21 protein-coding genes and 1 pseudogene are annotated in these 24,565 nt (G+C 65.6%); 8 read left to right on the top strand and 14 right to left on the bottom strand.

Features of this window, described 5'->3' with window-relative positions; translation table 11 throughout:
* Positions 1–187: 187 nt before the first annotated feature.
* On the top strand, positions 188–574 hold the full coding sequence (locus O2L01_RS19240; protein ID WP_333490292.1) for a protein-L-isoaspartate O-methyltransferase family protein: 387 nt from the start codon (positions 188–190) through the stop codon (positions 572–574).
* Positions 575–1,696: 1,122 nt separating this feature from the next.
* Here O2L01_RS19240 and O2L01_RS19235 read toward each other — a convergent pair.
* Positions 1,697–2,497: an SDR family NAD(P)-dependent oxidoreductase gene (locus O2L01_RS19235; RefSeq protein WP_270123635.1), complete on the bottom strand. Its 801-nt coding sequence runs from the start codon at positions 2,495–2,497 to the stop codon at positions 1,697–1,699.
* Positions 2,494–3,927 carry a DHA2 family efflux MFS transporter permease subunit gene (locus O2L01_RS19230; protein WP_270123634.1) on the bottom strand — a complete coding sequence of 478 codons (1,434 nt, stop codon included), beginning with the start codon at positions 3,925–3,927 and terminating at the stop codon, positions 2,494–2,496. Before O2L01_RS19230 ends, O2L01_RS19235 begins: the two co-directional genes overlap by 4 nt.
* Positions 3,928–4,052: 125 nt before the next feature.
* Between O2L01_RS19230 and O2L01_RS19225 the strand changes: the two genes are divergently transcribed.
* Complete coding sequence (locus tag O2L01_RS19225; protein ID WP_270123633.1) at positions 4,053–4,727, top strand: TetR/AcrR family transcriptional regulator C-terminal domain-containing protein; 675 nt, start codon at positions 4,053–4,055, stop codon at positions 4,725–4,727.
* A gap of 448 nt (positions 4,728–5,175) precedes the next feature.
* Here O2L01_RS19225 and O2L01_RS19220 read toward each other — a convergent pair whose 3' ends face one another.
* From O2L01_RS19220 to O2L01_RS19205, 4 genes are all read right to left on the bottom strand, one after another.
* Positions 5,176–5,832 (bottom strand): hypothetical protein, encoded by a 657-nt coding sequence (locus tag O2L01_RS19220; protein ID WP_270123632.1) that lies wholly within the window; start codon positions 5,830–5,832, stop codon positions 5,176–5,178.
* Between the two features lie 103 nt (positions 5,833–5,935).
* The gene (locus O2L01_RS19215; RefSeq protein WP_270123631.1) at positions 5,936–6,256 is read right to left on the bottom strand and encodes a hypothetical protein; all 321 of its coding nucleotides are present in this window, start codon (positions 6,254–6,256) and stop codon (positions 5,936–5,938) included.
* Positions 6,257–6,308: 52 nt separating this feature from the next.
* Positions 6,309–7,292, bottom strand: a complete 984-nt coding sequence (locus tag O2L01_RS19210; protein WP_270123630.1) for a hypothetical protein — start codon at positions 7,290–7,292, stop codon at positions 6,309–6,311.
* 356 nt (positions 7,293–7,648) lie between these two features.
* Complete coding sequence (locus O2L01_RS19205) at positions 7,649–8,059, bottom strand: hypothetical protein (RefSeq protein WP_270123629.1); 411 nt, start codon at positions 8,057–8,059, stop codon at positions 7,649–7,651.
* A gap of 91 nt (positions 8,060–8,150) precedes the next feature.
* Here O2L01_RS19205 and O2L01_RS19200 point away from each other — a divergent pair, with 91 nt between their 5' ends.
* Positions 8,151–9,050: a hypothetical protein gene (locus O2L01_RS19200; protein WP_270123628.1), complete on the top strand. Its 900-nt coding sequence runs from the start codon at positions 8,151–8,153 to the stop codon at positions 9,048–9,050.
* 417 nt (positions 9,051–9,467) lie between these two features.
* On the opposite strand, the gene O2L01_RS19195 is transcribed toward O2L01_RS19200, so the two are convergent.
* From O2L01_RS19195 to O2L01_RS19175, 5 genes are all read right to left on the bottom strand, one after another.
* On the bottom strand, positions 9,468–10,163 hold the full coding sequence (locus O2L01_RS19195; RefSeq protein ID WP_270123627.1) for a hypothetical protein: 696 nt from the start codon (positions 10,161–10,163) through the stop codon (positions 9,468–9,470).
* A gap of 22 nt (positions 10,164–10,185) precedes the next feature.
* Entirely contained in the window at positions 10,186–10,476 is a 291-nt protein-coding gene (locus tag O2L01_RS19190) for a hypothetical protein (protein WP_270123626.1), read from the bottom strand.
* 273 nt (positions 10,477–10,749) lie between these two features.
* A complete protein-coding gene (locus O2L01_RS19185) occupies positions 10,750–12,279 on the bottom strand; it encodes a S1 RNA-binding domain-containing protein (RefSeq protein ID WP_270123625.1) in 1,530 nt (509 codons plus the stop codon).
* Between the two features lie 107 nt (positions 12,280–12,386).
* The gene (locus O2L01_RS19180; protein WP_270123624.1) at positions 12,387–13,133 is read right to left on the bottom strand and encodes a 2,3-bisphosphoglycerate-dependent phosphoglycerate mutase; all 747 of its coding nucleotides are present in this window, start codon (positions 13,131–13,133) and stop codon (positions 12,387–12,389) included.
* Between the two features lie 436 nt (positions 13,134–13,569).
* A complete protein-coding gene (locus tag O2L01_RS19175) occupies positions 13,570–16,713 on the bottom strand; it encodes an AfsR/SARP family transcriptional regulator (protein WP_270123623.1) in 3,144 nt (1,047 codons plus the stop codon).
* 191 nt (positions 16,714–16,904) lie between these two features.
* On the opposite strand from O2L01_RS19175, the gene O2L01_RS19170 reads away from it, so the two are divergent.
* Both O2L01_RS19170 and O2L01_RS19165 read left to right on the top strand, forming a co-directional pair.
* On the top strand, positions 16,905–17,249 hold the full coding sequence (locus tag O2L01_RS19170; RefSeq protein WP_270123622.1) for a hypothetical protein: 345 nt from the start codon (positions 16,905–16,907) through the stop codon (positions 17,247–17,249).
* A gap of 42 nt (positions 17,250–17,291) precedes the next feature.
* A complete protein-coding gene (locus O2L01_RS19165; RefSeq protein ID WP_270123621.1) occupies positions 17,292–17,654 on the top strand; it encodes a hypothetical protein in 363 nt (120 codons plus the stop codon).
* A gap of 694 nt (positions 17,655–18,348) precedes the next feature.
* On the opposite strand, the gene O2L01_RS19160 is transcribed toward O2L01_RS19165, so the two are convergent.
* Both O2L01_RS19160 and O2L01_RS19155 read right to left on the bottom strand, forming a co-directional pair.
* Positions 18,349–18,909 (bottom strand): hypothetical protein, encoded by a 561-nt coding sequence (locus O2L01_RS19160; RefSeq protein WP_270123620.1) that lies wholly within the window; start codon positions 18,907–18,909, stop codon positions 18,349–18,351.
* 103 nt (positions 18,910–19,012) lie between these two features.
* A pseudogene (locus O2L01_RS19155) lies at positions 19,013–19,817 on the bottom strand (IS5 family transposase).
* Between the two features lie 106 nt (positions 19,818–19,923).
* On the opposite strand from O2L01_RS19155, the gene O2L01_RS19150 reads away from it, so the two are divergent.
* Complete coding sequence (locus tag O2L01_RS19150; RefSeq protein ID WP_270123619.1) at positions 19,924–21,414, top strand: FAD-dependent monooxygenase; 1,491 nt, start codon at positions 19,924–19,926, stop codon at positions 21,412–21,414.
* Positions 21,411–22,025: a TetR/AcrR family transcriptional regulator gene (locus O2L01_RS19145; RefSeq protein WP_270123618.1), complete on the top strand. Its 615-nt coding sequence runs from the start codon at positions 21,411–21,413 to the stop codon at positions 22,023–22,025. Before O2L01_RS19150 ends, O2L01_RS19145 begins: the two co-directional genes overlap by 4 nt.
* A gap of 165 nt (positions 22,026–22,190) precedes the next feature.
* Here O2L01_RS19145 and O2L01_RS19140 read toward each other — a convergent pair whose 3' ends face one another.
* Positions 22,191–23,015 carry a GIY-YIG nuclease family protein gene (locus O2L01_RS19140; protein ID WP_270123617.1) on the bottom strand — a complete coding sequence of 275 codons (825 nt, stop codon included), beginning with the start codon at positions 23,013–23,015 and terminating at the stop codon, positions 22,191–22,193.
* 1,029 nt (positions 23,016–24,044) lie between these two features.
* Here O2L01_RS19140 and O2L01_RS19135 point away from each other — a divergent pair.
* Complete coding sequence (locus O2L01_RS19135) at positions 24,045–24,533, top strand: GNAT family N-acetyltransferase (RefSeq protein WP_270123616.1); 489 nt, start codon at positions 24,045–24,047, stop codon at positions 24,531–24,533.
* Positions 24,534–24,565: the final 32 nt, after the last annotated feature.

Below are 24,565 nucleotides of genomic sequence, written 5' to 3'. Positions count from 1 at the left end.
TGTATAAACAGTGACCGCATTGAACCATGTGGAGCCGCCGCGGACTTCGACATCGAGGAACGACAGCGGAGAAGAAGCCGGGACGCTCGAAGTCCCGACCTACCGCCGGTCGGTTCGGCCAGCGGCACCCGAGGGCTTCAGCCGGTGTACTGCAACAACACCGTTGCCCTGAGCAAGATGTCTCCGGGTGCAGCTACGCGGACTACCTCAACAACCCGCCTGCGTTTCGGCTCGGGCGGCGGCCGTGTACTCCGACACTCCCCTGCTAACCAAGCTCGACGCTGACGGCCGCGGGATCTCCTCGTCGTCGCAGCCGTCAATCATGGCGATCATGCTTGACGCCCTTGACGCCCTTGACGTCCAAGCGGCACACCGTGTCCTTGAAGTCGGCGCTGGCACGGGCTACAACGCGGCACTGCTCGCTAACTTCGAGCGAACCTGGAAGGCGCCGGATACGAAGGGGGTGGCAGTCATCGAAGCTGATGGCACGAACCCTCCTCCGGGCCCCTGGGACCGGCTCATTGCCACGTACGCCTTTGATGCGATCCCGCCGGTGTGGCTCACTGCCGTCTAACCTGGCGGCGTCATTGTCGCGTCGTGGCGCAACCGCCTCCTGGAGCAAGCCGTGGGCCGCCTTGAAGTCCGCGAGGACGGCACTGCGACCGGCATCATGGTGGCGGGCTGCTCGTTCATGTCCGACCGCCGAGCGTGGACCGGCGGACAGTCGCTTCGAGGACGGGTACTGGCAGGTTCGGCAAATCGGTTCACGCAAGCTCTGGAACGAGCTGGAAGCGTCACTGCACGCCTGGTTCGATGCGGGCGAGCCAGGCTTGGACGGGTGGCAGGTGACTGTGAGCGCGGCCGGAACCGTGAGCCTCGACCTCAAGCGATAACAGCATCCCCTTTTCACGCTCTGGGCATGCCTTCAATGCCTTGGAAGTGCTCCTGCCTCGCGGCGGCAAGCCGGGTGCGGTCAGGCAGCCACCACGTCTTTGGTCATCGCTCGGCCAGCTCCTAGGCATGCCCGGGATGGTGAAGTCTTTGCGGTAGAGAGCGGCAAGGAATTCCACGACACCCATCGCACACCTCGATCGAACTCATCGCCAATATCTTGGGCCACAAGGACATCACCACGACCTGGACCGTGTACCGGCACCAGCTCCGCCCGGTCACCGAGGGCGCCGATCTTCTTGACGAGGATCAGAAAAGCGCTTCACCGACCGAAAAGGACTTCCTTAGGGGCCAATTCGGCTCCGAACTTGGCTCCTGGCCAGCAACCGCCAATAGCGAACAGAGCCGCTTTCCCAAAGAAAAGAAGGCCCCGGAGAACCGGGGCCTTCGAAACTATGCACGAGGGGGGACTTGAACCCCCACGTCCATAATAGGACACTAGCACCTCAAGCGTATATTTAGCGCCCCAATGTCCGGAATTCCGCGCCACACGCAGGTAGCCGAGGTTCCACGAAGGTCATTGACAGTCAACAAAAGTCAGTCGCGAGCACCGTTTTCCACCCCAGGTGGTCCCCTTATTGGTCCCCCGCTTCATCTCCGGACCGGTCTTGCTCAAGGGTCATTGGTTCGATCCCTGCATCGCCCACATAATATTGACAATCTTGAATATGATTCATGTTTTGAAAGCCGGTAGCCAGTGAGGCTACCGGCTTTCTAGGTCCGCGAGAGCGCCCGAGCGGGTGTCTTACCGATCAAGGAGGTGGTCGGTGAGGCGTTGGAGGCGGGCGGCGGCGTGGTCGTCGTGCGGGGTCGTTCTCGGATTGACGTGCCGCCCACCGGCCCAAGCGCTCAGGGCGTCCGGGGGTGGTGTGTCGATGAGGTCGGAGAGCGGACCGACGGCGCGGTCGACCGGTGCCGCGGTGCGTTTCATGCGTTTTACGAAGGCGGCGGTCTCAGGGTCGTATTCGCCTGCGAAGCTGGTCGCGACCGGGCCGGGGTTGACGAGGACGTACCGGGTGCGCGCCTGCGGGTGCGCCGCGGGGAAGCCGATGCCGAGGAGGTCGTTCGCGCGTCCGGCCTGCATCTGGGCGACCGGGCCGGAGTAGCCGTTGCGCAGCGAGGGGTCGTCCCACCTGATCTCGGGTTTCGGGAGGCCGGGTCCGGACACGTTCAGCACGACCGGGTGCGTGGCCTGGTCGAGGAGGCCGAGCAGTCCGCGGCCGAGCAGGTGGCGGCTCAGGTATTCAAGTGCGAACGAGGCTTCGTGGCCTTCCGCGGTCTCGTGCCGGTGCGATCGGAAATACCTGGCGCACAGGACGAGCGCGTCGATCGAGTCGCCTCGCGCATGAAGTTCGGCGATCAGTCTGCGGTTCTCGGACACCAGGCTGAGGTCAGCAGGTAGGAAGGTGGCGCCGAGGGCGGCTAGCGCCGCGCCTTTGGCTTCGTCGCGGCCGATGACGGTGACCGCGTCCCCTTGGGAGAGTCGGTGCCGGGCGAGGGCGGCTCCGATGCCGTCGGTGCCGCCGGTGATGACGATGGACTTCATGCTTCGTTCCTTCCGGCGGCGGCCGTGATCGGCGCTTCGGTTGCGGTGGGCTGATTTCCGGGCAGGAGCCAGGTCGCGGCGAGCACGACTGCGAGCGTCGCGGACAGGAACCAGAACACGCCCTGGTAGCTGGCGATCGGAGCGGTGGCGGTCGCGAGGATGAGGGCGACGACGGCGATGCCGATGGAGCCGCCGAGTTGGTTGAGCATGTAGAGGACCGAGCTGCCTTGGGCCACTTGGGGTGCGGGGAGGGTGCGGTAGAGGGAGCCCATGGTCGGGGCGCTGATGAAGCCGCTCGCGAGGCCCATGACGAGGGTGGCCGCGACGGGCCAGGCGATGGGTGTGTCGGCGTCCAGCCGCGTCAGGGCGAGTGCGCACGCCAGGAGGACGATCGCTCCGGCGCGGGCGAGGCTGCGGCTGCCGATGCGGTCGGAGATCCAGCCCGCCAGCGGCATCGAGACGGTGCCGCCGATGCCGAAGGGCGCGATGAGCAGTCCTGCGGCGAGCACGCCCGATCCGTGCAGGTCCTGGTAGTAGAGCGGCAGGACGACCAGGCTCGCGTACATCACGACACCGGTCAGGCCCATGATGGCGACGCTCGCGCTGAAACCGCCGCTGGCGAAGAGGCGCAGGTCGATGAGCGGTTCGGCGCCCGGCCGCCGCGCCCGGACCGTATAGGCGGCGAGCAGTACCGCGCCGGCCGCGAGCGGCAGCAGCACCGGCCAGACGGTGAACGCGCGGGATTCGGCGGCCTGGGAGGCGGCCAGGATGAGGGCCGCGACGCCGGGTCCGATGAGGGCCAGGCCGATGACGTCGAGGCGAGGAAGGGGTTGGGCGGCTTCGCGGGGCGGGTCGGCCGGGAGCTCGCGCAGGGACAGCGCGAAGACGACGGCGGCGATCGCGATGCTGAGGTGGAACATCCAAGGCCAGTCGAGCCGTTCGAGGACGGCGCCGCCGAAGATCGGGCCGGCCACCGGCCCGAGGGACAGGACCACGCCCATGAGCCCCATGACGCGTCCGGCGCGGGCGGGCCCGGCCGCGCGGGCGAGCAGGATGAGCACGAGCGGGTCGAGGATGCCCGCGCCGAAGCCTTGCGCGACACGGAAGGCGATGAGGCTGCCCTCGTTCCACGCGAGCCCGGCGCCGAGCGAGGCGGCAGCGAACAGGATCAGGCCCGCCAGCCACATCCGCTTGCCGCCGAAGCGGTCGACGGCCCAGGTGGTGAAGGGGATGGCGATGGTGACGGCGAGCAGGAACCCGGTCGAGGCCCAGCCCATCACGGCGAGCGGGACGTCGAACTCGGTCGCCAGCACGTCCAGGCCCACCGCGACCATCGTGCTGCTGAGCAGGCCCAGCACGCCGCCGAGCAGGATCACCCCGACCTGTCGCAGCAGTGCTGCGCCGAGGCGGTCGGTTTCGTTCGAGGACAAGGCGACTCCAATCAAAAGTAGACTCTTGAGTCTAGAAATATGTCCTCGGAAGTATTGCATACTCACCGGGCTTTGAAGCCAGACCCGTGAGTCCAGTTCCGGCCCGGTTCGGCTACCCTGGCCAAATGAGTGCGGCAACGACGACGGCGGCTCCGCGGGGCCGCATGGCGAAGCGGCAGGCCATCCTCGCGGCGGCGTTCGCCGAGTTCGCGGCCCGCGGGTACGCCCAGACCGGGGTCGATGAAGTGGCCGCGGCCGCCGGGGTCGCCAAGGCCACGGTCTACAACCACTTCGGCGGCAAGGAGACCCTGCTGCGCGAGGCCATTACCGCGAGCGCCGAGCAGGCCACCGCGAAGAACCTCGCCGCGGTCGAGCGGCTGGTCGACACCGGAGGCGACCTGCGGCCGACCCTCGAAGACGTCGGCCTGCGCCTCATCCAGTGCTACTGCGACGACGACTCGTGGGCGCTGCGCCGCCTCCTCTACGCTGAACTGGCGCACCTGCCCGATCTGCTGGAGATCGTCCAGGTCCAAGCCGCCGAACGCGTCCAGCGCGCCCTCGCCGACCGGCTCGCGCGCCTCGCCCTCGCCGGGCGCCTGGGCATCACCGATCCCGACGCGGCGGTCGAGCGCCTCAGCTCGCTGCTCACCGGCCCGCTCGAAGCCCGCGCCCGCTGGGGCACCCGCCGCCTCCCCGCCAAGGAGATGCGCGAGGTCGCGGCAGCCGCCGTCGACGCGTTCCTGCGGCTGTACGCGGCCGGCGACGAGAGCGGCCCACCTCAACCGGCCAGGAGCCGGTAGATGCTGCGGCGGCTGATTCCGTACTCAGCCGCCAGCGCCTTCTTGCAGTAACCGGCCCAAGCCGCTGCCAGTAGTCGCTGGTAGTCGCCCGGGTCCAACCGGTCGCGGATGGCGCGGGGTTGGCCGTTGCGGGAGGCAGCGGCGAGCTCGGAGACTCGCGGCCCCGACTGGTGCCGTTCCGCAGCCCCGGCGGCCGAAATGATGTCCCGTACGCGCGCCAATATGTCCGTGACCTGCGGTGATGAGTTGTAGTAAGCGGTGCTTAGGGTCCACAACGCATTGATAACTATGAATATCATTCATATTCATTGCAGCACAACGGATCTCATCTAGTAGTCGCTCGTGACATTCAGTCCTGGCATCGATTCCGAATACTCGCGTCGCCGGGATCACGCTTCGCCGGATCGCTCCAGCGGGGGCGCGATGCGGCCCGGACCCCGATTGCCTCTTAACGCCGCCGTGAGCGCGCGTAAGTCGCAGCGGTCGCATACCCGCCCGAGGCTCCTTCGAACTCGACCAGGTGCGCCCCCGCTGACAGCGCCTCGAGCGCGACCCACAACCCGCACCCGGTCACCGAGAACCGCCCGCCGTCTCCGAACGCGGCGTTCCCGTTGACGAGGTCGATCGTGAGCTCCTCGACTGGCATTTCATGAACTTGCACGTCCATGCCGTCGAGGGTGGCGGTCCCGCTCGCATCCTCCAGGAAGCCGTCGCAGGAGCCGGCTCCCCCAGCCGTGTTCACGATTGGGAAGACGATCGGCATCCCTGCAGGAATATCGCAGGAACGCTCGATGCGGCCTCCGTAGGTGCCCGCGAGGAACCAGACCTCACTGCCCTGGTTTGTTGCGCAAGCTTCGCCGGTCTCGTCTTCGACGGGTCCGGATCCGATGGGCTTGCTGCCGGCCCACGACCACCAGGCGCCCTGGTCGATCAGGCCGGGGTCGGCACCTTCGATGAGAACATCGTGTGCCGGGGAGGTCGCAGCAGCCACTTCATCGGCAGATGCGGACGCATTCGGGCTCGTTTGCGGTTGGGCACCAGGATCTGCAGCTCCGCACCCGGCCGAAAGGAAAAGCGCAGCAAGGGAGCTGAACACAATTCGCATGTGGGGCACCACGAGAAAGTACCAGGGCGCACCCCAACAGCAACTCCGCTCAAACTTGCAGCGACCCATACCCTCCTCCGGTCCAGCGCTCCGGGGACGACCGCTACGAAATCTCGAAGTGGATCTCGTGGTCGTCGCCAAAGCAGTTCAGTGCAAGGTTCCGCAATCGCTGCACGAGGTCTACTTCGTCCTCCTCGACGAGGCGGAGCAGCCGGTTGAGTTCGTCGACTAGGTCAAGGGCTTCATTACCGCGCGCAAGCACGAGGTTCCGGTACCGGCGGATCCGGCTGAGCATGGGGAACCCGTCGTACTTCATCGCCAGAGCAACGAAATCGCCGTCGAGCGCTTGCAAGCTCTGGACTTCAGCATATCCTCGAGGTCGACCGCCGGTTCCTTCGCGGAACCGATAGAGAACCATGTACATGTCGGGCCTGATTTCGGTTGTGGGGCAGCGAACACCGGGTTCATCGCCCAGGTCAGACCATGATAGAAACGGGTGCATGGGCAGGGTCGGTGCCGCAGTGGAAGATCTGGAGGTCGGCGCCGCGGCCGATGATGATCTCGACAGCATCCTCCACGCGATCGCCGTCTTCGAGGGGTATCCAAACGAGGGTCGCAGAGCCCCATCTGCGGGATGCGGCGTTCAACAGCGGTTTCGCTTTCGCGCCGCATTCGCAGCGCACGTCGAAGGGGTCGATCAGCATCCACTCGCTGCCATGGCCGTTCGCCTTCCATCCGGGCGCCAGCGCGAGCTCGCGATAGAAAAAGTTGTCGGTGATGCGCTCGTGCGCCTCGATGCGACCGGCGAGGTCGGGCGGGAGGAGACCGAAGTCGGGGTACTCGGTGACGGGCTCGGGGGTGACGGTGCATGGGTTTGGGACGTAGTCGGCGAAGCCTACGAGGGTGTCTGCCGGCGGGAGCGCGGCGGCCATGGGTTGATCGGCCGTGTTGCGCCAGCGCAGGTGGACAGCAGGCTGGTAGTCCTCCGCGTGGTCGTAGGGGCACCACAGCACTTGGAGGAGGTCGAATCGGTCGCTTAGCGGCAGCCCGGGGACGTCGCGGGTGAACAGCTGCGCGACGGGGAGGAGCGCAGCCGGTTCAGTCAGGAATGCGGTCCGCCTGGTGCGATCGGTTTGAATCTCGTTGAGCAGGTCGCGGCGGTCCCCATCTTCTGTGGAGTAATTGAGCGGTCCAGTGCCGTCGGGGCCCCAGGCTCTCGCCATGATGCGGCGGTGTTCCTCCACTTCATCCAATGTGGCGAGCACGTCCCATTCGTGTGGGGCGGCGCACGTCGGCCAGGGTTCGTCTTCGGGCCACAACAGCGGCCCACCGATGGAGGACTGGTCGAGGGTCGGCTCCCCCCGGCGCGGATGCAGACGGACCGCGGTGCGGGCAAGCGGCGCGAGCTCGGGCCAGAGAGAGGCGACATCCACGGGTCGAGGCGGCGTGGTGAAGGGCATCGAAGACTTCCAGGTATCAGGGCAGGTGCGGGACAGGTGCATCTTACTGATGCAAGCCGCGAAAACAGGGCGAGTGTTGGGCCACTTTTCAAGCTCCCACACGTCAAGCTCTGACCAGAACCAATTTCCCTGACCGAGACGGTCGCCGGGTCCACCGGCTCGGGTTTCGGAGCGAGGCCCTGGGCTCGCAGTCGCTCGGTCCTGGCGATCCGTTTGAAGACTCCAGCAATCCGATGCACATCGATGGTCTCGCGCCGCTCTCCGGTCACTCTGATCTTGCGGTCGTGTCCTGCCATCGCCCGACCGTAACGCCAAAGCCCTCACATTCAGCGGAATCAGCCGTACCGAGTCGCCGCTCAGGCGGCCAGGAGCCGGTAGATGCTGCGGCGGCTGATGCCGTACGCGGCGGCCAGCTCCTTCTTGCAGCAACCGGCCCGCGCCGCGGTCAGTAGCCGCTGGAAATCGTCGAGGTCCAAGCGGTCGCGGATGGCGCGGGGTTGGCCGTTGCGGGAGGCAGCCGCGAGCTCGGAGACCTGCGGACCCGACTGGTGCCGTTCCCCGGCCGCGGTGGCCGAAATGATGTCCCGTATGCGCGCCAATACGGCCGTGACCTGCGGTGATGAGTTGTAGTAAGCGGTGCTAAGATCCACGGAACATTCATGTTCATGAATATCATTCAGATTCGTTGCGCTGCAACGTATCTCAGGCCATGCCTGTTCATGCCACAAGATCCTGACGGTCGGCCAAGAGCCGGTGAACACGGCCACGACCGCCATCACCCTTCGTAAGATTTCAGCGGCGCAGTTCGATGTCATGCCCTACCGGTACCGTCCACGTCCCCGGATGGAAAGTCGACCCATGGCCCTCACCACTCCCCCGCGCCCCTACGACCTGCTCAAGGATTTCCCCGAGCTGGCCTCGTACGCCAAACCCGCGGTCCGCCTGCACCCCTGGCCAGGCAACCCCACCGTGGAGGAATCCTCGATCGGCGGCCCGCTGCTATGGCCGGCGGATGAGGAGTGGCCGATGTGCGGCTTCGAACACGCGGAATTCACGGTCGACCCCGTTGACGGAACGCGTGTCGATGAGGATCCCGTACCGCTGATCCCTGTCGCGCAACTGTTCTACCGAGACGTTCCAGGCCTGCCGTTCGCCGACCGGTTCGACCTGCTCCAGATTCTGTGGTGTCCCCGCGACCACGTCAATACACGGAACCAACCCTCATACTGCCCAGCGTTCCAAGTCCGCTGGGGCCGCGCCGACACCACCGACAGCGTCCTCGCGCATCCGCCGCAACCGGACTTCGCTGTTGACAACTACGTGCCGACCGCATGCGTGGTGCAGCCCGAGACCGTCACTGAGTACCCCGACATTCGTACGCTGCCCGAGTCGCTGGAACAAGCGCTGAGCGCATGGCACCGGCCTGAAGACGAAGAGGAGGACGACGAATGGTCGACCGCCTACAGCTTCGACACCGCGCACGCTCCCGGCTGGAAAGTCCTGGGCTACGGCATGTACTGGGGCATCTTCGACCCTGCCCCGGTCATGTGCGACTGCGGCGCCGAGCAGCTCCCGCTCTTCACCGCCGACACCGGTGAGAACAACGGCGGCAGGCAAAGCTGGCAGCCGCTCGAAGAAGCCGGGACCCAGGAAACGTACGAGGGCCCCGTCAGCGTCAGCATCGGCCGCGGCTACGCGCTCCAACTGTTCTACTGCCCCGAGTCCGAAACCCACCCATGCCGCGCCGTCATGGCCTAACACCCCATTCACGGCTCTCCCGCGAGGCCGCAGTCGCAGTGTCATGCGGCAAGCCGATGACGCCGAACTGTTCGGCATCGACGGAGCCACCCACATCGACCTGTATTGGAGGGCCAAGTACGTCGCCCTGGCCGTCGCCAAACTCACCGACTTTTGGCACCGACCTGAAGAACTCAGGCCTGGCAGGAACGCTGAAGGCCCGTGCAAGGAGCAAACATCAGCAATTCCCGGCACGTGGCCTTCTCGGCGAGTCCTCAGCTGCCCGCAGCGAGTCGGTCAACGCTCCGGCGGCTGATCCCGTACTCGGCCGCCAGCGCCTTCCTTGATGCTCCCGCGCGGACGGCAATGAGCAGGCGCTCGTATTCCTCAGGCGTATCACCACAAAGGCGCTCTCGCCGCTCACTGGACTGCTCACGTTCAGCGTGCAACTTCTTTGCCAGAGCGGAGGCGCAGTGCCGCGATGAAGGCCTCTTCGGAGGGCTCGGTCTCGCGCAATTCGCACATCACATAGCCGCCGTAGTCGGCCGCGTACCGGCTCTGCGGGATCCCGGGGGCGAATCCGCCGCCCTCGGGCAGGATGGCCACCACCAGACGCTGATCGGAGTAGTTGCACCTGATCGCGATGTGGTCGATGCGGTCCCATGAGATCTGCCATGCCTTCGGCTGGCGGTAGCTGCGTTTGACGGTGAAGGCCTGCTCGTCAAGCTCGACCCGGTACGGTGCCGTTTCCCAGTCGTAGAAGAACGCCGCCAGAAACATGACTCCCATGCCCAGCAGCAAGTCGGCCGTCGGGGTGCCGCGGTCGGGCGCGAGCCCGATGATGACGTAGACACCGATCGCACCGACCATGACCGCCACGCCGATCATCATAGGATTGTTGTAGCCCTTGCAGGTGAAGCCCTGCCGGTCCCCGGGGCCGGACTGTTGCTGCTGGTTGGCGAGGGATAGCCGGAACTGCCGGTAGGCGTAATAGGTCGCGAGGACCCCGGCCGCGGCGCCGATGACCTGCACACCCGTGTCGAAACTTAGCTCCATCACACGACCATAGCCAGCCGAAACCATTGCGGCCCATCCACAGACGCGCACCCCAGATGCACGGGTTTCGATCCCCATGCCGCCTGTGCCGTGTCGCCTCTCAGGCGTTCAGGAGTCGGTAGATGCTGCGGCGGCTGACCTCGAACTCCTCGGCCAGCGCGTTCCTAAGGGCTCCTGCCCGGGCTGCAGCCAGGAGCCTCTGGTATTCCCCGGGAGCGAGGCGGTCCCTGATCGCACGGGGCTGACCGCTCCGCGACACCAGCTCCGAGACTCGCGGTCCCGTCTGGTGCCGTTCCGGGTCACCGGCGGCCAAAATGACGTCCCGTACGCGCACCAACAGGGCTGTGACCTGCGGTGATGAGTTGTAGTAAGCAGCGTTAAGGTCCACCATGTATCGATGATAGTAAATACCTTTCATATTCGTTGCAGCACAATGCATCTCGTCTGTCATCGAATGTGGCATTCAGTCCTGGCATTGATTCCGAATGCTCGTGTCCCTGGTATCACGCTTCGGCGGACAGCTCCAGCGATGGCACGATGCGACCCGGACCTCCGAGGCGCTCCCGACGTGGCGGACATGATCGAGCCGCGACACCTGGACCGGTGCGAGATGTGCGGCAACCCTGCCCAGATCTGAGAATCACGCAGCAGCCGCGACCGCTACTCAGCGGAAGTCGTCATTGGAAGGCTCGGTATGGTCCGCGTGGGCGAGGCGAATGTGGCGCCGCGACGGATCCACCTCGGCAATCCTCACAGCGATTACATCGCCGACGGCAAGCTCCAGTCCTCCGTCGGTCTCGTTGAGCACCATGCCTTCGAAGCCGTCGTCGCGGTCCTCGATGCGCACGAACGCTCCAATCGGCACGACCTGCGTCACCGGGCCGGTCACGATCTGGCCGACTCGCTCAACAAACGACTCCAAAGGGTTGCGGTCCGCGGCCCGCAGTGACAGCGATACCCGCTCGCGCACCATGTCGACGTCGAGAATCTTGACGGTGATCTCCGGGCCGATCGAGACGACGTCGGTCGGGTGCTCAATGTGTCGCCAGGACAGTTCGGGAATGTTGATCTGGCCGAGGGCTCCGCCGATGTCAACGAACGTGACAAGGAACGGAGGGATGGCGGTGACAGTCCCGGTGCGGACTTGGTCCCTGCGCAGTGTCTTCAAGACGGCCCAGCGCCGGTCGCTCTCAGTCGGTTCGGTTCTCCATCTGGCCCGCAGCACCCTGTCGCTGTCCGGGAGGACCGCAGTGAAGAATGGTCGGCGGCTACCTCCGTCGAACTGGACAGCCGCAGCCCGAGCACTGCGGATCGTCTCGGCAAGCTCCGGATAATCCGTGTCGTCGGCGAAGGTGCCATTGAGCCGCCCGTCTTCGTCTTCCCAGACGACTTCAACCAAACCTTCCTCGGGAAGCTCCCCAATGACTGCTGCGCTGTCCGTGGACAGATCCGGCCAGACTGACAGCATCGCGCGCGGGGTGAGAGCTGCCCGAACCGAGTCGACGGTGTCGAGTGTGAGCCGGTGCCAGCGTGGAGCACCGACCACTCCGGTCTCTTCGAGGATCGCCGCCTGCCGTATGGCGATGGACCACTCGAGCCGGGCCCAGAAGTCGTCGTCGGCGGGGCGCTGCTCCACGTCGTAGTCATCGAAGGAGGCAGCGTAAGGAGAGGCCGCTACCGGCTCGGGGAACAACCCGAGGGCACGCGTGCGGGCTAGTGCGGCTTCGCTAGATACGTGCGTGCTGATGTAGACGTACTGGTCCCATCCGATATGCACCGTGAACAGGTTCTCGACTTCGAGGCGGCACGAGGCCCCTGTCGCGCGCAGCATTGCGCGAACCAGTTCCAGTGCAACGTCGAGCGTGACTGTCGCGCCGTCGTGATAGCCGGTCAGGTCCGGCGGGAAGATGCCGGCGAGGCAATGGCTTGGCACCGCCGGGCCTGCATCGAAGCGATGCGAACCGGAGACGCCCGGCTCCCGGATCGAGAATCGGTTGACACCGGCGTCTTCGGCGAACGCCGCCACCGCGTGGAGGTACGCGGTTTCGACCGGGCCGCGGTCACTGTCAGTGTCAGTGTCAGTGTCAGTGTCAGTGTCAGTGTCAGTGTCAGTGTCTTCGGTACCAACGTAGCGCCCCGACGCGTCGCGGTCGACGGGGTCGTACTTGGTGATGCGGTATGCGAAGGAAAGCACGTCACCGCTCGTCTTCGGCGAGGTCGAGGGTGTACCAGTGGCCGTCGGTCGTGATCCGGTGCAGCTTGGATCCCTGAGCGGTGGTGTTGAGCAGATCGTGCACTGCACTAGTACTCCATCCGTGATTCGTGACAGGCCTTGAGCCGGGTGGGGTTGGGGTGCAGGCAGGAACAGCCACTCTCACATGTTTCATGGTGTGCGACAGGAAGGCTGTCGATTCGGTACAGTACGAGGCTTCCGTTGGCGGGTCGCATCAGATGTGCGTCTTCAGGTGCAATACCCTCGATTAGCATGCGGATGGCACGAAATGTTGTGCCGTGGGTGAAGGCGACAACGTTGATCGATGCCGCAACGGCTTCCTGGGTTTGGGTGAGCCATGGCTGTACCCGCGCGATGACATCGGCAAGCGACTCACCGCGGGGAATCGACATTCCGAGCTCAGGGTGACGTGACCGATGCACTGCCTGGCGGGGGTCATCGACATCCATGAGCGGGGGACGCTCATTGCCCCAACGCCACTGGTCCACTCGGTCTGCACCGTGAGTCGCAGCCAGATCCGCACGCCGTGCACCCTCCAGATCGCCGACATGACGTTCGTTGATGCGCCAGTCAACGATGTATGGGGTGGGACGGTGGTTCAACTCTGCTATAGCTACGGTCGCAGTCTCCGCCGACCGACGCAAAGTTGACACGTAGACGGTGTCCCAATCTACGCCAGATCTGGCCAAAGCCATCCCTGCGGCCTTGCTGTCACGGTGCCCCTGTTCGGTGAGTCCCTCATCGGCCCAGCCCGTGAAGACACCGATGCGGTTCCACTCGGTCTGACCGTGTCGCACGATTGCCAGGTACGTCACCTGCTCACCTCTTCGAGGATGAGAACGACGTGGCCGCAAAGCCGCGTGTCGGAGATCGACAGGATGACCATCGTTGTGCAGCTCCTTCTGGCCGTCGGCTGCGCGCCGGTGACCGGGAGGATGGATCTACCTCCGCCCTCAGGGAATCGGTTGAACTCCAAGCGGCTCCCCAATGTCGCTCCTTGGCGAGCTCATGAGCTGCAACCAGTTCATCCATCGTCAGTATCTTGACTACATGGTCGATGTCATCCTTCTAGACCTTGGAGAATCGTATGCGCTCTTCGTCCTCCACATGGCCCTCCTGGATCGGTCTCGCCAGCTCGCGATGGTCGCGCCGTCGGGCGGAAGACTACATCTCGGAGCAGGACGCCATGACCTCCAGGCCGATCGCAGGACCTGGTTCGCCGCCACCCTGGGAATCCCGCACCGGAACGGCTCAGAGGTTAAAACGCAAGCTAAGAGCGCGTCTTCTCGGTTGGCGCCGACCGGGCAGGTTACGAGCGAGTCCCGGTGGCCATGAAGCGGACGGCGAGTTGGTCGTACCTGGTGACGACGGCGCGCTTGGTGGATTCGGAGGGCGGTGCGGGCGTGGCGGGAGAAAACGCACATTGCCTCCCGCACCACCTTGATGGCCGATCCACTCGTGCCCCGTCCGGAGGTGGGGCGCGAGCTTGAGTCCGAAGTCGATCGCGGACTTGATCAGGGTGCAAGCCGGACCGGTAGGTGTCACCCCGGAGGCTAAGGGGACGTCATTGGTTCCATGGGCGTTCCCGTCGAGCTTGGCGCGGATCCGGTCAGCGTCAGGATGGTTGAGGTCGTCGAAGATCTTGAGTGCCCGCTGCCACGAGTTCCAGGCCGCCTTGCCGTCCCCGGCCACGCTTTGGGCGTCTCCGAGGTTGGCGAGCGAAGCGGCCTCGCCCGAGCGGAAGCTGAGCTCCCGGCTGAGTTCGACGGAGTGCTGGTAGTGGTCGATGGCCAGTTCATGTTGCCCGAGGCGGAGGCGGATGTACCCGAGGCTGTCCAATGTCGCTCCCTGCCCTGCGCGGTCGCCGGTCGCTTGCGCGAGAGCCAATGCCTCCTCGCAGTATGAGAGCGCCTTCGTGTAGTCCTCGTCAACGAGGGCGTGGTGCCATCCGATCGAGTTGAGCGCGACAGCCTGGCCGCCTTCGTGTCCGACCGCCCGGTACAGCTCGAGCGCGTCCCGGTTGCACGTGATCGCCTCCTCGAACCGTCCTTGACGCCGCAACATGTAACCGCGGAGCTGGAGCAGATGGCCCTGCCCGGCATAGTCGTCCATCTCCTGGCACAAGATCTGCACCTCGTCGAGGAGCGCGTGGGCCTCCTCGAACCGCTCGATGAGGGAGTAGGCCAGTGCGAGTCGGCGGTGCACTCGGACACGGACAGCCTCGTCTTTGTGTGCTCGGACCGCATTCGAGACCGTCTGCCAACAGCCCAGCAGGTCATGCCAGTGGCCCCTGCGGTGCAGGTTATCGGTGATGGCCCAGGCCAGTTGCCAGCAGTGGTCCTCCAGCCCGTGCGCGGCCGCTTGGTGGACGGCGGAGAGCAGCACGGCGTGTTCGGCGACGAACCACGCCATCGCCGCGCCACCGTCCTCGGGGTATTCCGGATTGGCGCGGGGAGCGGCTGCCGCGAGTGCGATGGGGTCCTGGATCGGGTTGATCAGCCGGTGGCCGGCGTAAGCGGTATGCAGGTAGTAGTCAAGGACGCGCCGCCGAGCAGCGGCAAGGCCGTCGCGACCGTCCTCGGCGTCGGCGAGGTCAGCCGCGTAGGCGCGCAGGAGGTCGTGGAACATGAATCTGCCGGGGGCTTGTTCGGTCAGCAGGCTGGCGCGTGCGAGTTCGGCGAGTGATCGGCGAGCTTGTTGCAGATCGATTCCGGTAGCCGCGGCGGCCGCGGCTGCGGTCAGGTCGGGCCCTGGGTGTGCGCTGAGGAGCCGGAACATCCGCGCGGTTTCGGCCGACAGCGCTCGGAAGGACCACGAGAACACGGACCGGACATCGGCGGCCGGGTCGAATCCGGTGAGTGCCTCGAACCGGTTGGTCGCCTCACGCAGGTCGGCTGCGAGCGCGGCGAGGGCGAAGTCGGGGTTCGCCGCGGCGCGGGCGGCGACGACCGTCAGCGCGAGCGGCAGTCCGGCGCAGGCGTGGATGATCGCCTCGGTGGCGTCGGGTTCGGCGGCGGTCCGGCGATTGCGAAGGCGCCTGGCCAGGAGCCGACCGGCGTCATCGGCGTCTAGCTGGCCGAGCGTGACCAAGTGCGCGCCTTCGGCGATGAGTTCAGAGAGCCGGTCGCGGCTCGTGACGACCGCCGTGGTGTTCGCCCGGCCCGGGAGGAGCGGGCGAACCTGCTCGGCATCGTGCGCGTTATCCAGGACGACCAGGACTCGTTTGTCGGCCACCAGACTGCGGTACAGCCCGACTTGGGCGTCGAACTCCTTCGGAACCTTCTCGGGTGGCACTCCGAGCGCGGAGAGGAATGCGCGCACGGCCTCACCAGTTGCCATCGGCTGTCCAGTTGGATCGAAACCACGCAGATTGACGTACAGCTGCCCGTCGGGAAAGCGATCGGCGACCTGGTGCGCCCAGTGGACGGCCAGAGCAGTTTTGCCGATCCCGCCCGCGCCGCAGATCACGACTGCACCGATCGGATCAATCCCAGGCTCGAGCAGTACTTCGTGCATTTCGGAGAGCTGTTCGGAGCGCCCGGTGAAGTGGGCGGGGGCGGCGGGGAGTTGCCGGGGCACCACCCAGGCCACGTCCGTTTCCGAGCGAAGTGGCGCGGCGTCAGCGCGGCGTTGCAGACCCGGGTCGCCTTCGAGGATCTGGCGATGCAGGCGTTCGACCGGCGGTGAAGGCGCGATGCCCAGTTCTTCGTCCAACAGGCGATACAGACGCTGATACGTCACGAGCGCCTCGCCGGCCCGCCCGGCCCGGTAGAGGCCGAGCATGAGCAATCGCCACAGGCTCTCGCGCATCGGGTGCGCGGTGGTCAACTGTTCGAGTTCGGCCACCGCCGCCGTGGGCGTCTCCAGTTCCAGTTCCGCGCTGAGGCATTGCTCGGTGACGTCCATGCGCAGCTCGTCGAGGAGTTGGGCCTTGTCGCGCACCGCCGGGACGTCGATGCCGGCGAACGCAGCGGAACCGCGCCACAGGCCGAGCCCTTCTCGAAACGCGGTGGCCGCCTTTTCGAACTGGCCGCAGCGCATCGCCTGCCGTCCTCGAGCGGAGAGGGCTTCGAAACGGTGCGCGTCCAGTGATTCGGGAAGTGCCTCCAGGGCATAGCCGCCACCCCGGGCGCGAAGCACCACTTCACTGGCGAACGCTCCCAGCTCTTTGCGCAGCTGGTAGACGTAGGCGCGTAGCGTCGCCGTTGCCGCCTTCGGGGGTTTGCCGGCCCACAGCTGGTCAATGAGCCAGTCGCGTTCGGACACTCGGTTCACCTCGAGTAGCAGCAGGGCCAGCAGCGCCCGCGGCTTCGCTGCCCGAGGCGTCACCCCTTTGCCGTCAAGAACCAGTTCGAGCGGGCCCAGGATCCGAAACTTCACCGAGCGCTCAGGCATGCTGCATCCTCATTGGATAGTTTCAGGCGAACCGGGAGAGAGCCGGTCGAAAGCGATACGCCGCGATCAAGGCGGGCGGTTGCTCCCACGGGCCATCGTTTCACCACTTTTTCACCACCTTACGTGGGCAAGATGTGACATCAGACACCGAGTCAAGATCGGTGCAACGCAACAGAAAGCAGGTGAAGACGGTGCTCAAGAATGCTCGCCTCCGGCGGACCGCGGCCGCGGCGCTGCTCGGAACGATGATGACCGGAATCCTCGCGCTCGGCTCAGCCGCGCCCGCGATGGCCGGTGACGTATCCGCCCAGGGCTGGCCGACCGGGTGCACCGCCCAGGTCCAGGACTGGGGCGGGGTCGCCTCGTGCTCCAGCCACAATGGCGGCTCCTACCAGGCCGTGGCGACCTGTAAGGACAGCAACGGCAACACCTTCATCGTCAACGGCACGTGGCGGCAGACCGGGTGGTCCAGGGCGTTCTGCCCCGGCAGCTCTAAGGCCGTGAGCGCAAACGTGTGGACCTCACCGACCCCCTGACCCGGCACCGACCCGGATCGATCAAGAAAGGATCAACCTCTGATGAAGAAGACGATCTACTCCCTGCTCGCCGCCATGGCGATGGCGATCAGCCTCCTCGTCGGCGCCCACGGAGCCGCGGCGGCGGCACCTGACGCGGCGCCGGCCTCCGACGACGTGTCCATCATGGGCTGGCCGTCGGGATGCGCCGACTACCAGTACAACAACGGCTGGCTGGCTCGCTGTACCAAGGCCAACGGCGGTTCCTGGATGGCATTCGCGGTGTGCCAGACCGAGGGCGGCGGCCCGCGGTTCACGCGCAACCCGTCCGTCTGGCAGACCGTCTCCAACGTCCCCTCGTACGCGAGCTGCCCCCCGGGAAGCTTCGTGGTCGATGGCGGCATCTGGACCAGCAACACCCCATAGTGCCGAAGACGCTCGGTTAGGTGCTGAACGCTGTCTCTTTCAGGCGTGCAGGTAGATGGGGTGGTGCTGTTGTTTGCGGCACCACCCCATCTACCTGCGGCTTGGCAGTGTTTGAGAAGCCGGGTCCAGTGGGGATGATCGGACTTGGAGGGCCCACCAGGCGATCGCATCGAAAAGCGTCCTACGCGACCTGGTGATCGGCCGCCCGTCGCCGCTGGGGCGGGCAGCCATCGAAAGCAAATGCCTCCACCAATCGGTGAACGCCGCATGGACCGGGACCCTTGACACCGGGAGCCTCTAGCATTGTGTTTTGTTGTGACACAACAAAAATTGACTGGATGCTGCCTCAGTTCCCGAGCAACGCCTAACCGGAGTGAGTGATGGTCAGCTCGAATTCGGTGATGAACCCGAGGGGCTCAGAGCCGGTGACGCCGTCTGCCCCTTCCCAGAGCATCACGATGCTCGGGGCGGCGAAGGTCTGCTCGTACGGGGGGAACTGCGGGTTTGCCACAGGTTGGGTCGGCAGCATGCCAAAGCCCGAAGCTCTTGCACCGCGGCCGTGCCCGGATCTCTCTCAAAATCCCCAAGGGGGAGGACCCCCAGGGGAGCTGGCAGCGCGACGGGTAGGTGCTGAGGTCCGCCACGTGAACGAGCCTGGGTCTCTGTTTCGACAGGGCAGATCCTGGACGCGGAACTATGATTGCTTACGGTTAGTGTCGCTCCGGTCAAGGAATTCTTGCTCGTCACCTTCGTTGGGCGCATCAAATATCGAGGTGTTCAACAATTCTCGGCTTTGCAAGATATCAAGCTTGCCTTGAACAGTTTGCCAGCCAGGGTCATTGACTGTTCGCCTCTGCGCGACCCAGTCTCGAATCTCGTCAAGCATTTGCAATCGGAGATTGATTGACTGCTCAAGTTGAGCAGGCGCCAAATCTTCAAACTCCGCCAATATATCGCTCGATTTGTCTACAAGATACAGAGCTGCTGAACGGAGCTTATCTGATTGTTGCTCTTCTGGAAGTCTTGCAATCATCAAGAGGACATCTCGAGCTGCGCCAAGGGAATCCAGGTATGCCAAGAAGGTACTTTGAATCCTGCTCTCGATCAGCTCTTTCTTGGCTTCAGCCTCTCTCAGCTTCGATTCCCTTGTCAGACGTGCCTGTCGCCGGGCCGCCTGGAGGGTGAAAAGCGTGAGTACTGTGGCTATGGTTGCAAGAATTGGGGGAATGAAAGTGGCGATCGCTTCGATGTTCATTGAGTCTGCCCCAATCGAACTATTACCAGGCCGGCGATGCTCAGAATTACTTGTGAAATGAATAGAGTAAGGGATTCGGTGGCCACTGCACTAAGAGCTTGTCTCAGTTGGCGAGTTTCTTGTAGCAGGTGATGGCCGCTGCGAGGGCGAGGAATGCGGCGAAAAGGTGGCTGTGGCGCTCGTATCGCAAGGTCAGGCGGCGGTAGCCGCCGAGCCAGGCGATGGTCCGCTCCACTGCCCAGCGGTGTCGGCCAAGCCGTTTCGAGGACTCGATGCCGATGCGGGCGATCCGGTCGCCGATATGCCGCTCACGAAGCAGGCGGTGGTTGGCGGGGATGTCATAGGCCTTGTCCGCGTGGACCTTCGCGGCTTGCGCCGCCGGGGCCCGCGCCGGGATCGAACCTTCGGGATGCCCTGGATCAGCGGCTCGAACGCCTGGGAGTCATGCAGGTTCGCACCCGAGACACCGAGGACGAGCGGGAGGCCGTTCCGGTCGGTCAGGACATGGATCTTCGAGCCCGGCTTGCCGCGATCGACCGGGTTTGGCCCGGTCAGCGATCCCCCCTTTTGGCCCGCAAACTCGCGGCGTCCACGATCGCGCGGGACCAGTCGACCTCGCCTTGCGCGCCAAGCCGGTCGAGCACCGCCCGATGCGGCTTGGCCCACAGCGCGGCCTCGGACCACTCGGTGAAGCGCCGGTGTGCGGTCTGGTGCGAGACGCCGAAGGTCGGCGGCAGATGCCGCCACGCGCACCCGGTAGTCAGCACGAACACGATCGCGGCGAAGACCTGACGGTCATCGACCCGTTGGATGCCGCCGCCCTGCGCGCGCTTCGGTGTCGTTGGGATCAGCGGTTCGGTGATCTTCCACAGCCCATCGGGCACAAGGCGTCTGGTGAAATCGTCCACACCGGATCTGTACCAGACCCTTTGGGCGCCAGGCGCGACACGCGCCGAGTAGGGCAGTGTGATATTAGTAAACGTCGTCGGTGGCGTTTACTAATTAGGAGATGTGATGGATGCTGAAGTGCTCGTAGCCGGAGCCGGCCCGTCCGGCCTGGTGTTGGGGTGTGCGCTTGCGGCGCAAGGCGTCAAGGTGCGGGTGGTCGACCGCGGCGAGGGTCCGGCGCGGACCTCGCGGACGAACATCCTCCATGCCCGTGGCGTCGAGGTGCTCACCCGGATTGGCGCGCTCGGTGATCTGCCGGAGCGTGCATTGAGCCCGGTGGGGATGACGATGTACGCCCGCAGCCGCGAGCTGGCGACGATGCGATTCGCCCCCGATCCGCGCGAATCGGTGCAGGCGCTGTTCGTGTCGCAGGACGAGATCGAGACGCGGCTGCGGCAGCGCCTGGAAACCTTGGATTGCAAAGTCGAGTACGGACGCGAAGTGATTGGCGCCGCCCAGGACCCGCGCGGCGTCACGGTCGAATTCGCCGATGGGGACGCCCTCCGCATCGGCTGGCTCATCGGCTGCGACGGCTCCCGAAGCGCCGTCCGCGAACTCGCCGACATCGCCTTCCCAGGGGTGCCCGTGGTTGAGCGGTTCCTGCTGGCCGACGTGTTCGCCGACTGGAACCGGTCACGGGAAGGCTCGGCGGGCTGGTTCCACGCCGACGGCATGGTCCTGGCCATCCCCATGCGCGGTAGCGGAGAGGGAAACCTCTGGCGGGTGATGGCGGACGTCCCCGACACCGGCGAGCACCTCAGCCCCGACCAGATCATCGACCAGATCCGCGCAGTCCTCCTCGATCGGGCCGGCGTCGACGACATCGCGATCCTCAAGGCGGTGTGGACGTCGGTGTTCCGGATCCAGAGACGGCTCGCCGAATTCTACCGGCGAGAACGCATCCTCCTCGCTGGCGACGCCGCCCACGTCCACAGCCCGATCGGCGGCCAGGGCATGAACACCGGCATCGGCGACGCCGAGAACCTCGCCTGGAAACTCACCCTCGTGATCCAAGGCCGGGCCAAGGCCTCCCTGCTCGACACCTACACCGCAGAACGGCGGCCTCTCGCCGAGGAGGTCTTGCGCAACACCACCGCGAACACCCGCATCCTGGCCGGAGGAACACCACTGACCCGGCTCGTCCGCGACAGGCTGATGCTCCCGCTGCTCAACCTGCCCGCGGTCCAACGGCAAGCAACGCGGACCGCATCCCAACTCTGGGTGACCTATCGAAAAGGGCCACTCGGCGGCCGCGGACCGGCACCCCGCCCGGGCGACCGCGTCCCCGACCTCGCCTGCTCAGATCCCGAAGGCACGCAGACCAGCTTGTACGACGCGCTCCGCTCGGGTTGGGCGCTCGTCGCCGACCGAGAGCACCCTGAGCTGGCCGAACTGGCCCGACGACATCTGGGCACCGTCGCGATGCTGCATAATCCGAAGGCGGCCGACCCCCCGATACTGGTCCGACCTGACGGCCACCTCGCCTGGCGCGGCCGTGAACCGGACGAGCTGCGAGACTGGCTCACCGGCAAACTCGGGACCATGGAGACGGCATGAGCAGCAAACGCGAACAGCCCCCTGGCCCGGGCAGGCCCCGCGACCCCGAAGCCGACGCGGCGATCCTGCGGGCGGCAATGGAAATCCTGGTCGAACAGGGCGTCGCGGGCGCGAGCATCGACCGGATCGCCAAGCGCGCAAACGTCGCCAAAGTGACCGTCTACCGCCGCTGGTCCGCCAAGGAAGACCTCTTGGCCGACGCGATCGAAGCGGTACGCGAGGAAATCCCCGCCGCCGATGAAACCGACCGGCCTGCCGAGGACCTGCACGCGATCATCGACCAGCTACTTCCCCAATGGAGTGAAGCACTGGTGCAGCCGAGGCTCCGCGTCCTCACCGCCCGCCTGCTCAGCGCCGGCCCCGACCACCCGAAGCTGCTCGACGCCTACCGAGAGCACCACGTCAAACCCCGCCGCGAACGAGCGCTCGCGACCCTACGACGAGCCCGCGACACCGGCATTCTGGACCCCGACTCCGACCTCGACATGCTGATCGACATGATGAACGGCGCGATCATCCAGTTCGTACTTCTCGCCGAAAACCCGATCCGACCCGCTGAAGCCCGCGAATACCTCACACGCCTCTTCCGGCAAGCCGGCCTCCACGAATAACTTCAACAGACGAGCGGCCGCCAACTGAGACACACTCTAAGAGCGTGTCTCAGTTGGCGAGTCGCCTGTAGCAGGTGATGTGGGTGTCGGAGCTGGCGTGAGCCGGTACGGGCGGGATGGTCGCGGAAGGCATCTCAAATTCCTGCTCAGTGCTGGTATCGCTGATCACGGGGCGGTCATGCCCAGGTCTCCGTTCGTGTGCGCGTCACGTTGGATGGGCTTGGGGCGCTTGGTGCGGACGATCGGCAACCCCTGGTCGTGCGGGCCTGGGGTGGTGAGAGTGGCGGTCGGGTCATCGACGGCGAGGGTGAGGCTGGCGGCGGCGAAGGCGGTCACGATCGCCCTGGCATGCCCTGAGCTCGGCGGTTTGTCGGGGTCGATGTAGAGCTTGACGACGGTGTCGTTTTCAACGGTGACGGAGACGTTGGAGTCGGGGTCGATATCAGCGAGAACGCGTGATGCGGCTGTGTGGGTGCGAGCTGCGGCGAGGATGGCGAGCACGCGGTTGCGGTTCCAGCCGGGCCCGGCAGTGCGACCTGCAAGTGCCCTAGCGATGTTGTTGGCGCTGACGTTTCCGTGAAGGTGGGCGTCCACGATGGCGCGGACTAGGATGTTGTGTGCGGTCTCGTAGGCGCGGACAGCTTGATTAAGGACAGCGAGCGATTCGCCAGCTCGCTGCATGCCTGCTCTGTTGTAGCGGGGTTTCTCGGCTCGGATCGCATCTCGCTCGGCCGAGAGCACAGCGTCTCGGTTTGGGAAAAACTCGGTGGAGATGTTCGTGACCCGTCCCCACCAGGGCTTCTGGTCGATATGGTTCTGCATTCGGCGCGGCAGGTTGTCGGTGATCCCGACATACAGCAGCGTTCCGTCCGCATCGAAGAACCTGTACAAGGTCTGCAGCTTCGTCCTGGCCTCTCTGGGGGGCACCTGCTCGTGTGGCAGGTCGATGATCGGCCTCGCGTCGTCGGTAGGTCGGTGCGGCTCGGACATGGTGAACTCCTCGGCGTGCGGGCCGGGGTCCGATCGGGAGTACCGGCCGAGTGTCGGTGGAGGGAGATCGCAGTGATCTGCCCCGTTGGAGGGCTACCGCCCGTTGGCGTCGTGTCTAATGCCGTCGATCGTGATGTCAGGTGCATGGAATGGCTCGGTCCAGTGGACGACTGCGGTGCTCTGAGCGCCGGCCGGCTTGGTACCGACCGGTTGCACTGGCGTGGTGCTTGTGGTCATCAGTGGAGTGTGGTCTACGGGTGTGACACTGGCCGGATGGGGGAAGCAAGCTCGTTGCAACAGGCGTCCCCGACGGGCATCGGGGCCCGGCGAGGGTCCGCAGCGGCACGGAGAAGGCTTCGCAGCAGATCGAGTAGGTTGCAGCGGTCTTCCTTGAGGCACAGATACGAGGCCGAGTAAGCGGTTCAGGTTTCCGGTGACCGCGAACTCGCCGCCTTAGAGTGAGGGCAGGCAGGCGAAGCTGTCCTGCACCCGAGCGCGAGGAGAGGTTAACCTCTAGTTTAGACGTCGAGGTCGACAGCGACAGGCATGCCTGCGCGAGTGCGGTAGCGAGCACGGTGGGCGGGAAGGTGAAGATCTGGTCGTTGTCCAGGACGCTGCGCAGGACCGCGTGAAGTGCGGGTTGGAAGTGCTCGGTACCGGCCGCGGCGAGTGTCAGGATCGGGGCGAGGTCGACCCGACTGCGCCAACTGGCCGCAACCGGTTCGATCGCCCGCAGCGCACCGAGCCGCGCGAGGTAGGGACTCTCCTCCCAGTCCTGCGGCCAGAAGACCTCGTTGAGCTCGCGGACAGCGGCACTCAGATGCGGCGGCACTGCTGTTGTCGAGGGCGGCAGCGGCAATGGCGACCTCGCCGGCCAGCAGGGGCACGCCGACCCAGGCCAGCACGCCGTCCCGGACTTCATCAGGTAGTGCGCACCGGGCATGGGCGAGCGCGGCCCGATGCGTCATGCGAGTGAGCCACAGGACCCGCGCTCGCGCCCGCGCAGCCCCGAGCGGGCATACTCGATGTATGAGCGAGGTCAAGTTCCGGCAGCCGCAGGACGCCGAGTGGCTCGACGTGGCCCGGCTCCGATGGCAATGGCTGACTGAGGAAGACGGCCAAGCCGGGACCGATCGCGGCGCGTTCGAACAGGAGTTCGCGCGCTGGGCGGCGGCGGCGCACTCCCACCGGTGCGTCGTGGCGGTCCGCGAGCGGGAGCTGATCGGCATGGCCTGGATCGCGATCACCCCTCGCGTACCCACTCCACTCGTACTGGACCGCTCCGTCGGCGACGTCCAGAGCGTCTACATCGTTCCGGAAGCACGCAACAGCGGCATCGGGAGCGGCCTCGTGGACGCACTCCTACTTCTCGCCGACGAACTCGGATTGGAGCGCGTGACCGTCCACTCGACGACCCGAGCGGTCGCCGTCTACCAGCGCGCGGGGTTCACCCCATCGCAACGGCTCATGCATTTCGAGCCCGAGCTGCCTCCAGAGCGTCGCCCCCCGGGGCACTAGGGCGTCGTCGGGCGCGCAAGCCGGAAAGCGGC

The organism is Glycomyces lechevalierae, assembly GCF_027622945.1.
GTDB classification, from domain to species: domain Bacteria; phylum Actinomycetota; class Actinomycetes; order Mycobacteriales; family Micromonosporaceae; genus Glycomyces; species Glycomyces rutgersensis.
The sequence above is the reverse complement of the archived record's forward strand: the minus strand, read 5'-3'. Positions and strand labels throughout refer to the sequence as shown.

Bases quoted from the DNA above. Each gene is read 5' to 3' on its own strand.
- O2L01_RS19135 (WP_270123616.1), top strand. From the start codon at position 24,045: ATGAGCGAGGTCAAGTTCCGGCAGCCGCAGGACGCCGAGTGGCTCGAC.
- O2L01_RS19215 (WP_270123631.1), bottom strand. From the start codon at position 6,256: ATGTACATGGTTCTCTATCGGTTCCGCGAAGGAACCGGCGGTCGACCT.
- O2L01_RS19160 (WP_270123620.1), bottom strand. From the start codon at position 18,909: ATGAACATCGAAGCGATCGCCACTTTCATTCCCCCAATTCTTGCAACC.
- O2L01_RS19200 (WP_270123628.1), top strand. From the start codon at position 8,151: ATGGCCCTCACCACTCCCCCGCGCCCCTACGACCTGCTCAAGGATTTC.
- O2L01_RS19150 (WP_270123619.1), top strand. From the start codon at position 19,924: ATGGATGCTGAAGTGCTCGTAGCCGGAGCCGGCCCGTCCGGCCTGGTG.
- O2L01_RS19145 (WP_270123618.1), top strand. From the start codon at position 21,411: ATGAGCAGCAAACGCGAACAGCCCCCTGGCCCGGGCAGGCCCCGCGAC.
- O2L01_RS19225 (WP_270123633.1), top strand. From the start codon at position 4,053: ATGAGTGCGGCAACGACGACGGCGGCTCCGCGGGGCCGCATGGCGAAG.
- O2L01_RS19210 (WP_270123630.1), bottom strand. From the start codon at position 7,292: ATGCCCTTCACCACGCCGCCTCGACCCGTGGATGTCGCCTCTCTCTGG.
- O2L01_RS19190 (WP_270123626.1), bottom strand. From the start codon at position 10,476: ATGGTGGACCTTAACGCTGCTTACTACAACTCATCACCGCAGGTCACA.
- O2L01_RS19140 (WP_270123617.1), bottom strand. From the start codon at position 23,015: ATGTCCGAGCCGCACCGACCTACCGACGACGCGAGGCCGATCATCGAC.
- O2L01_RS19235 (WP_270123635.1), bottom strand. From the start codon at position 2,497: ATGAAGTCCATCGTCATCACCGGCGGCACCGACGGCATCGGAGCCGCC.
- O2L01_RS19165 (WP_270123621.1), top strand. From the start codon at position 17,292: ATGAAGAAGACGATCTACTCCCTGCTCGCCGCCATGGCGATGGCGATC.
- O2L01_RS19220 (WP_270123632.1), bottom strand. From the start codon at position 5,832: ATGCGAATTGTGTTCAGCTCCCTTGCTGCGCTTTTCCTTTCGGCCGGG.
- O2L01_RS19175 (WP_270123623.1), bottom strand. From the start codon at position 16,713: ATGCCTGAGCGCTCGGTGAAGTTTCGGATCCTGGGCCCGCTCGAACTG.
- O2L01_RS19195 (WP_270123627.1), bottom strand. From the start codon at position 10,163: ATGGGGATCGAAACCCGTGCATCTGGGGTGCGCGTCTGTGGATGGGCC.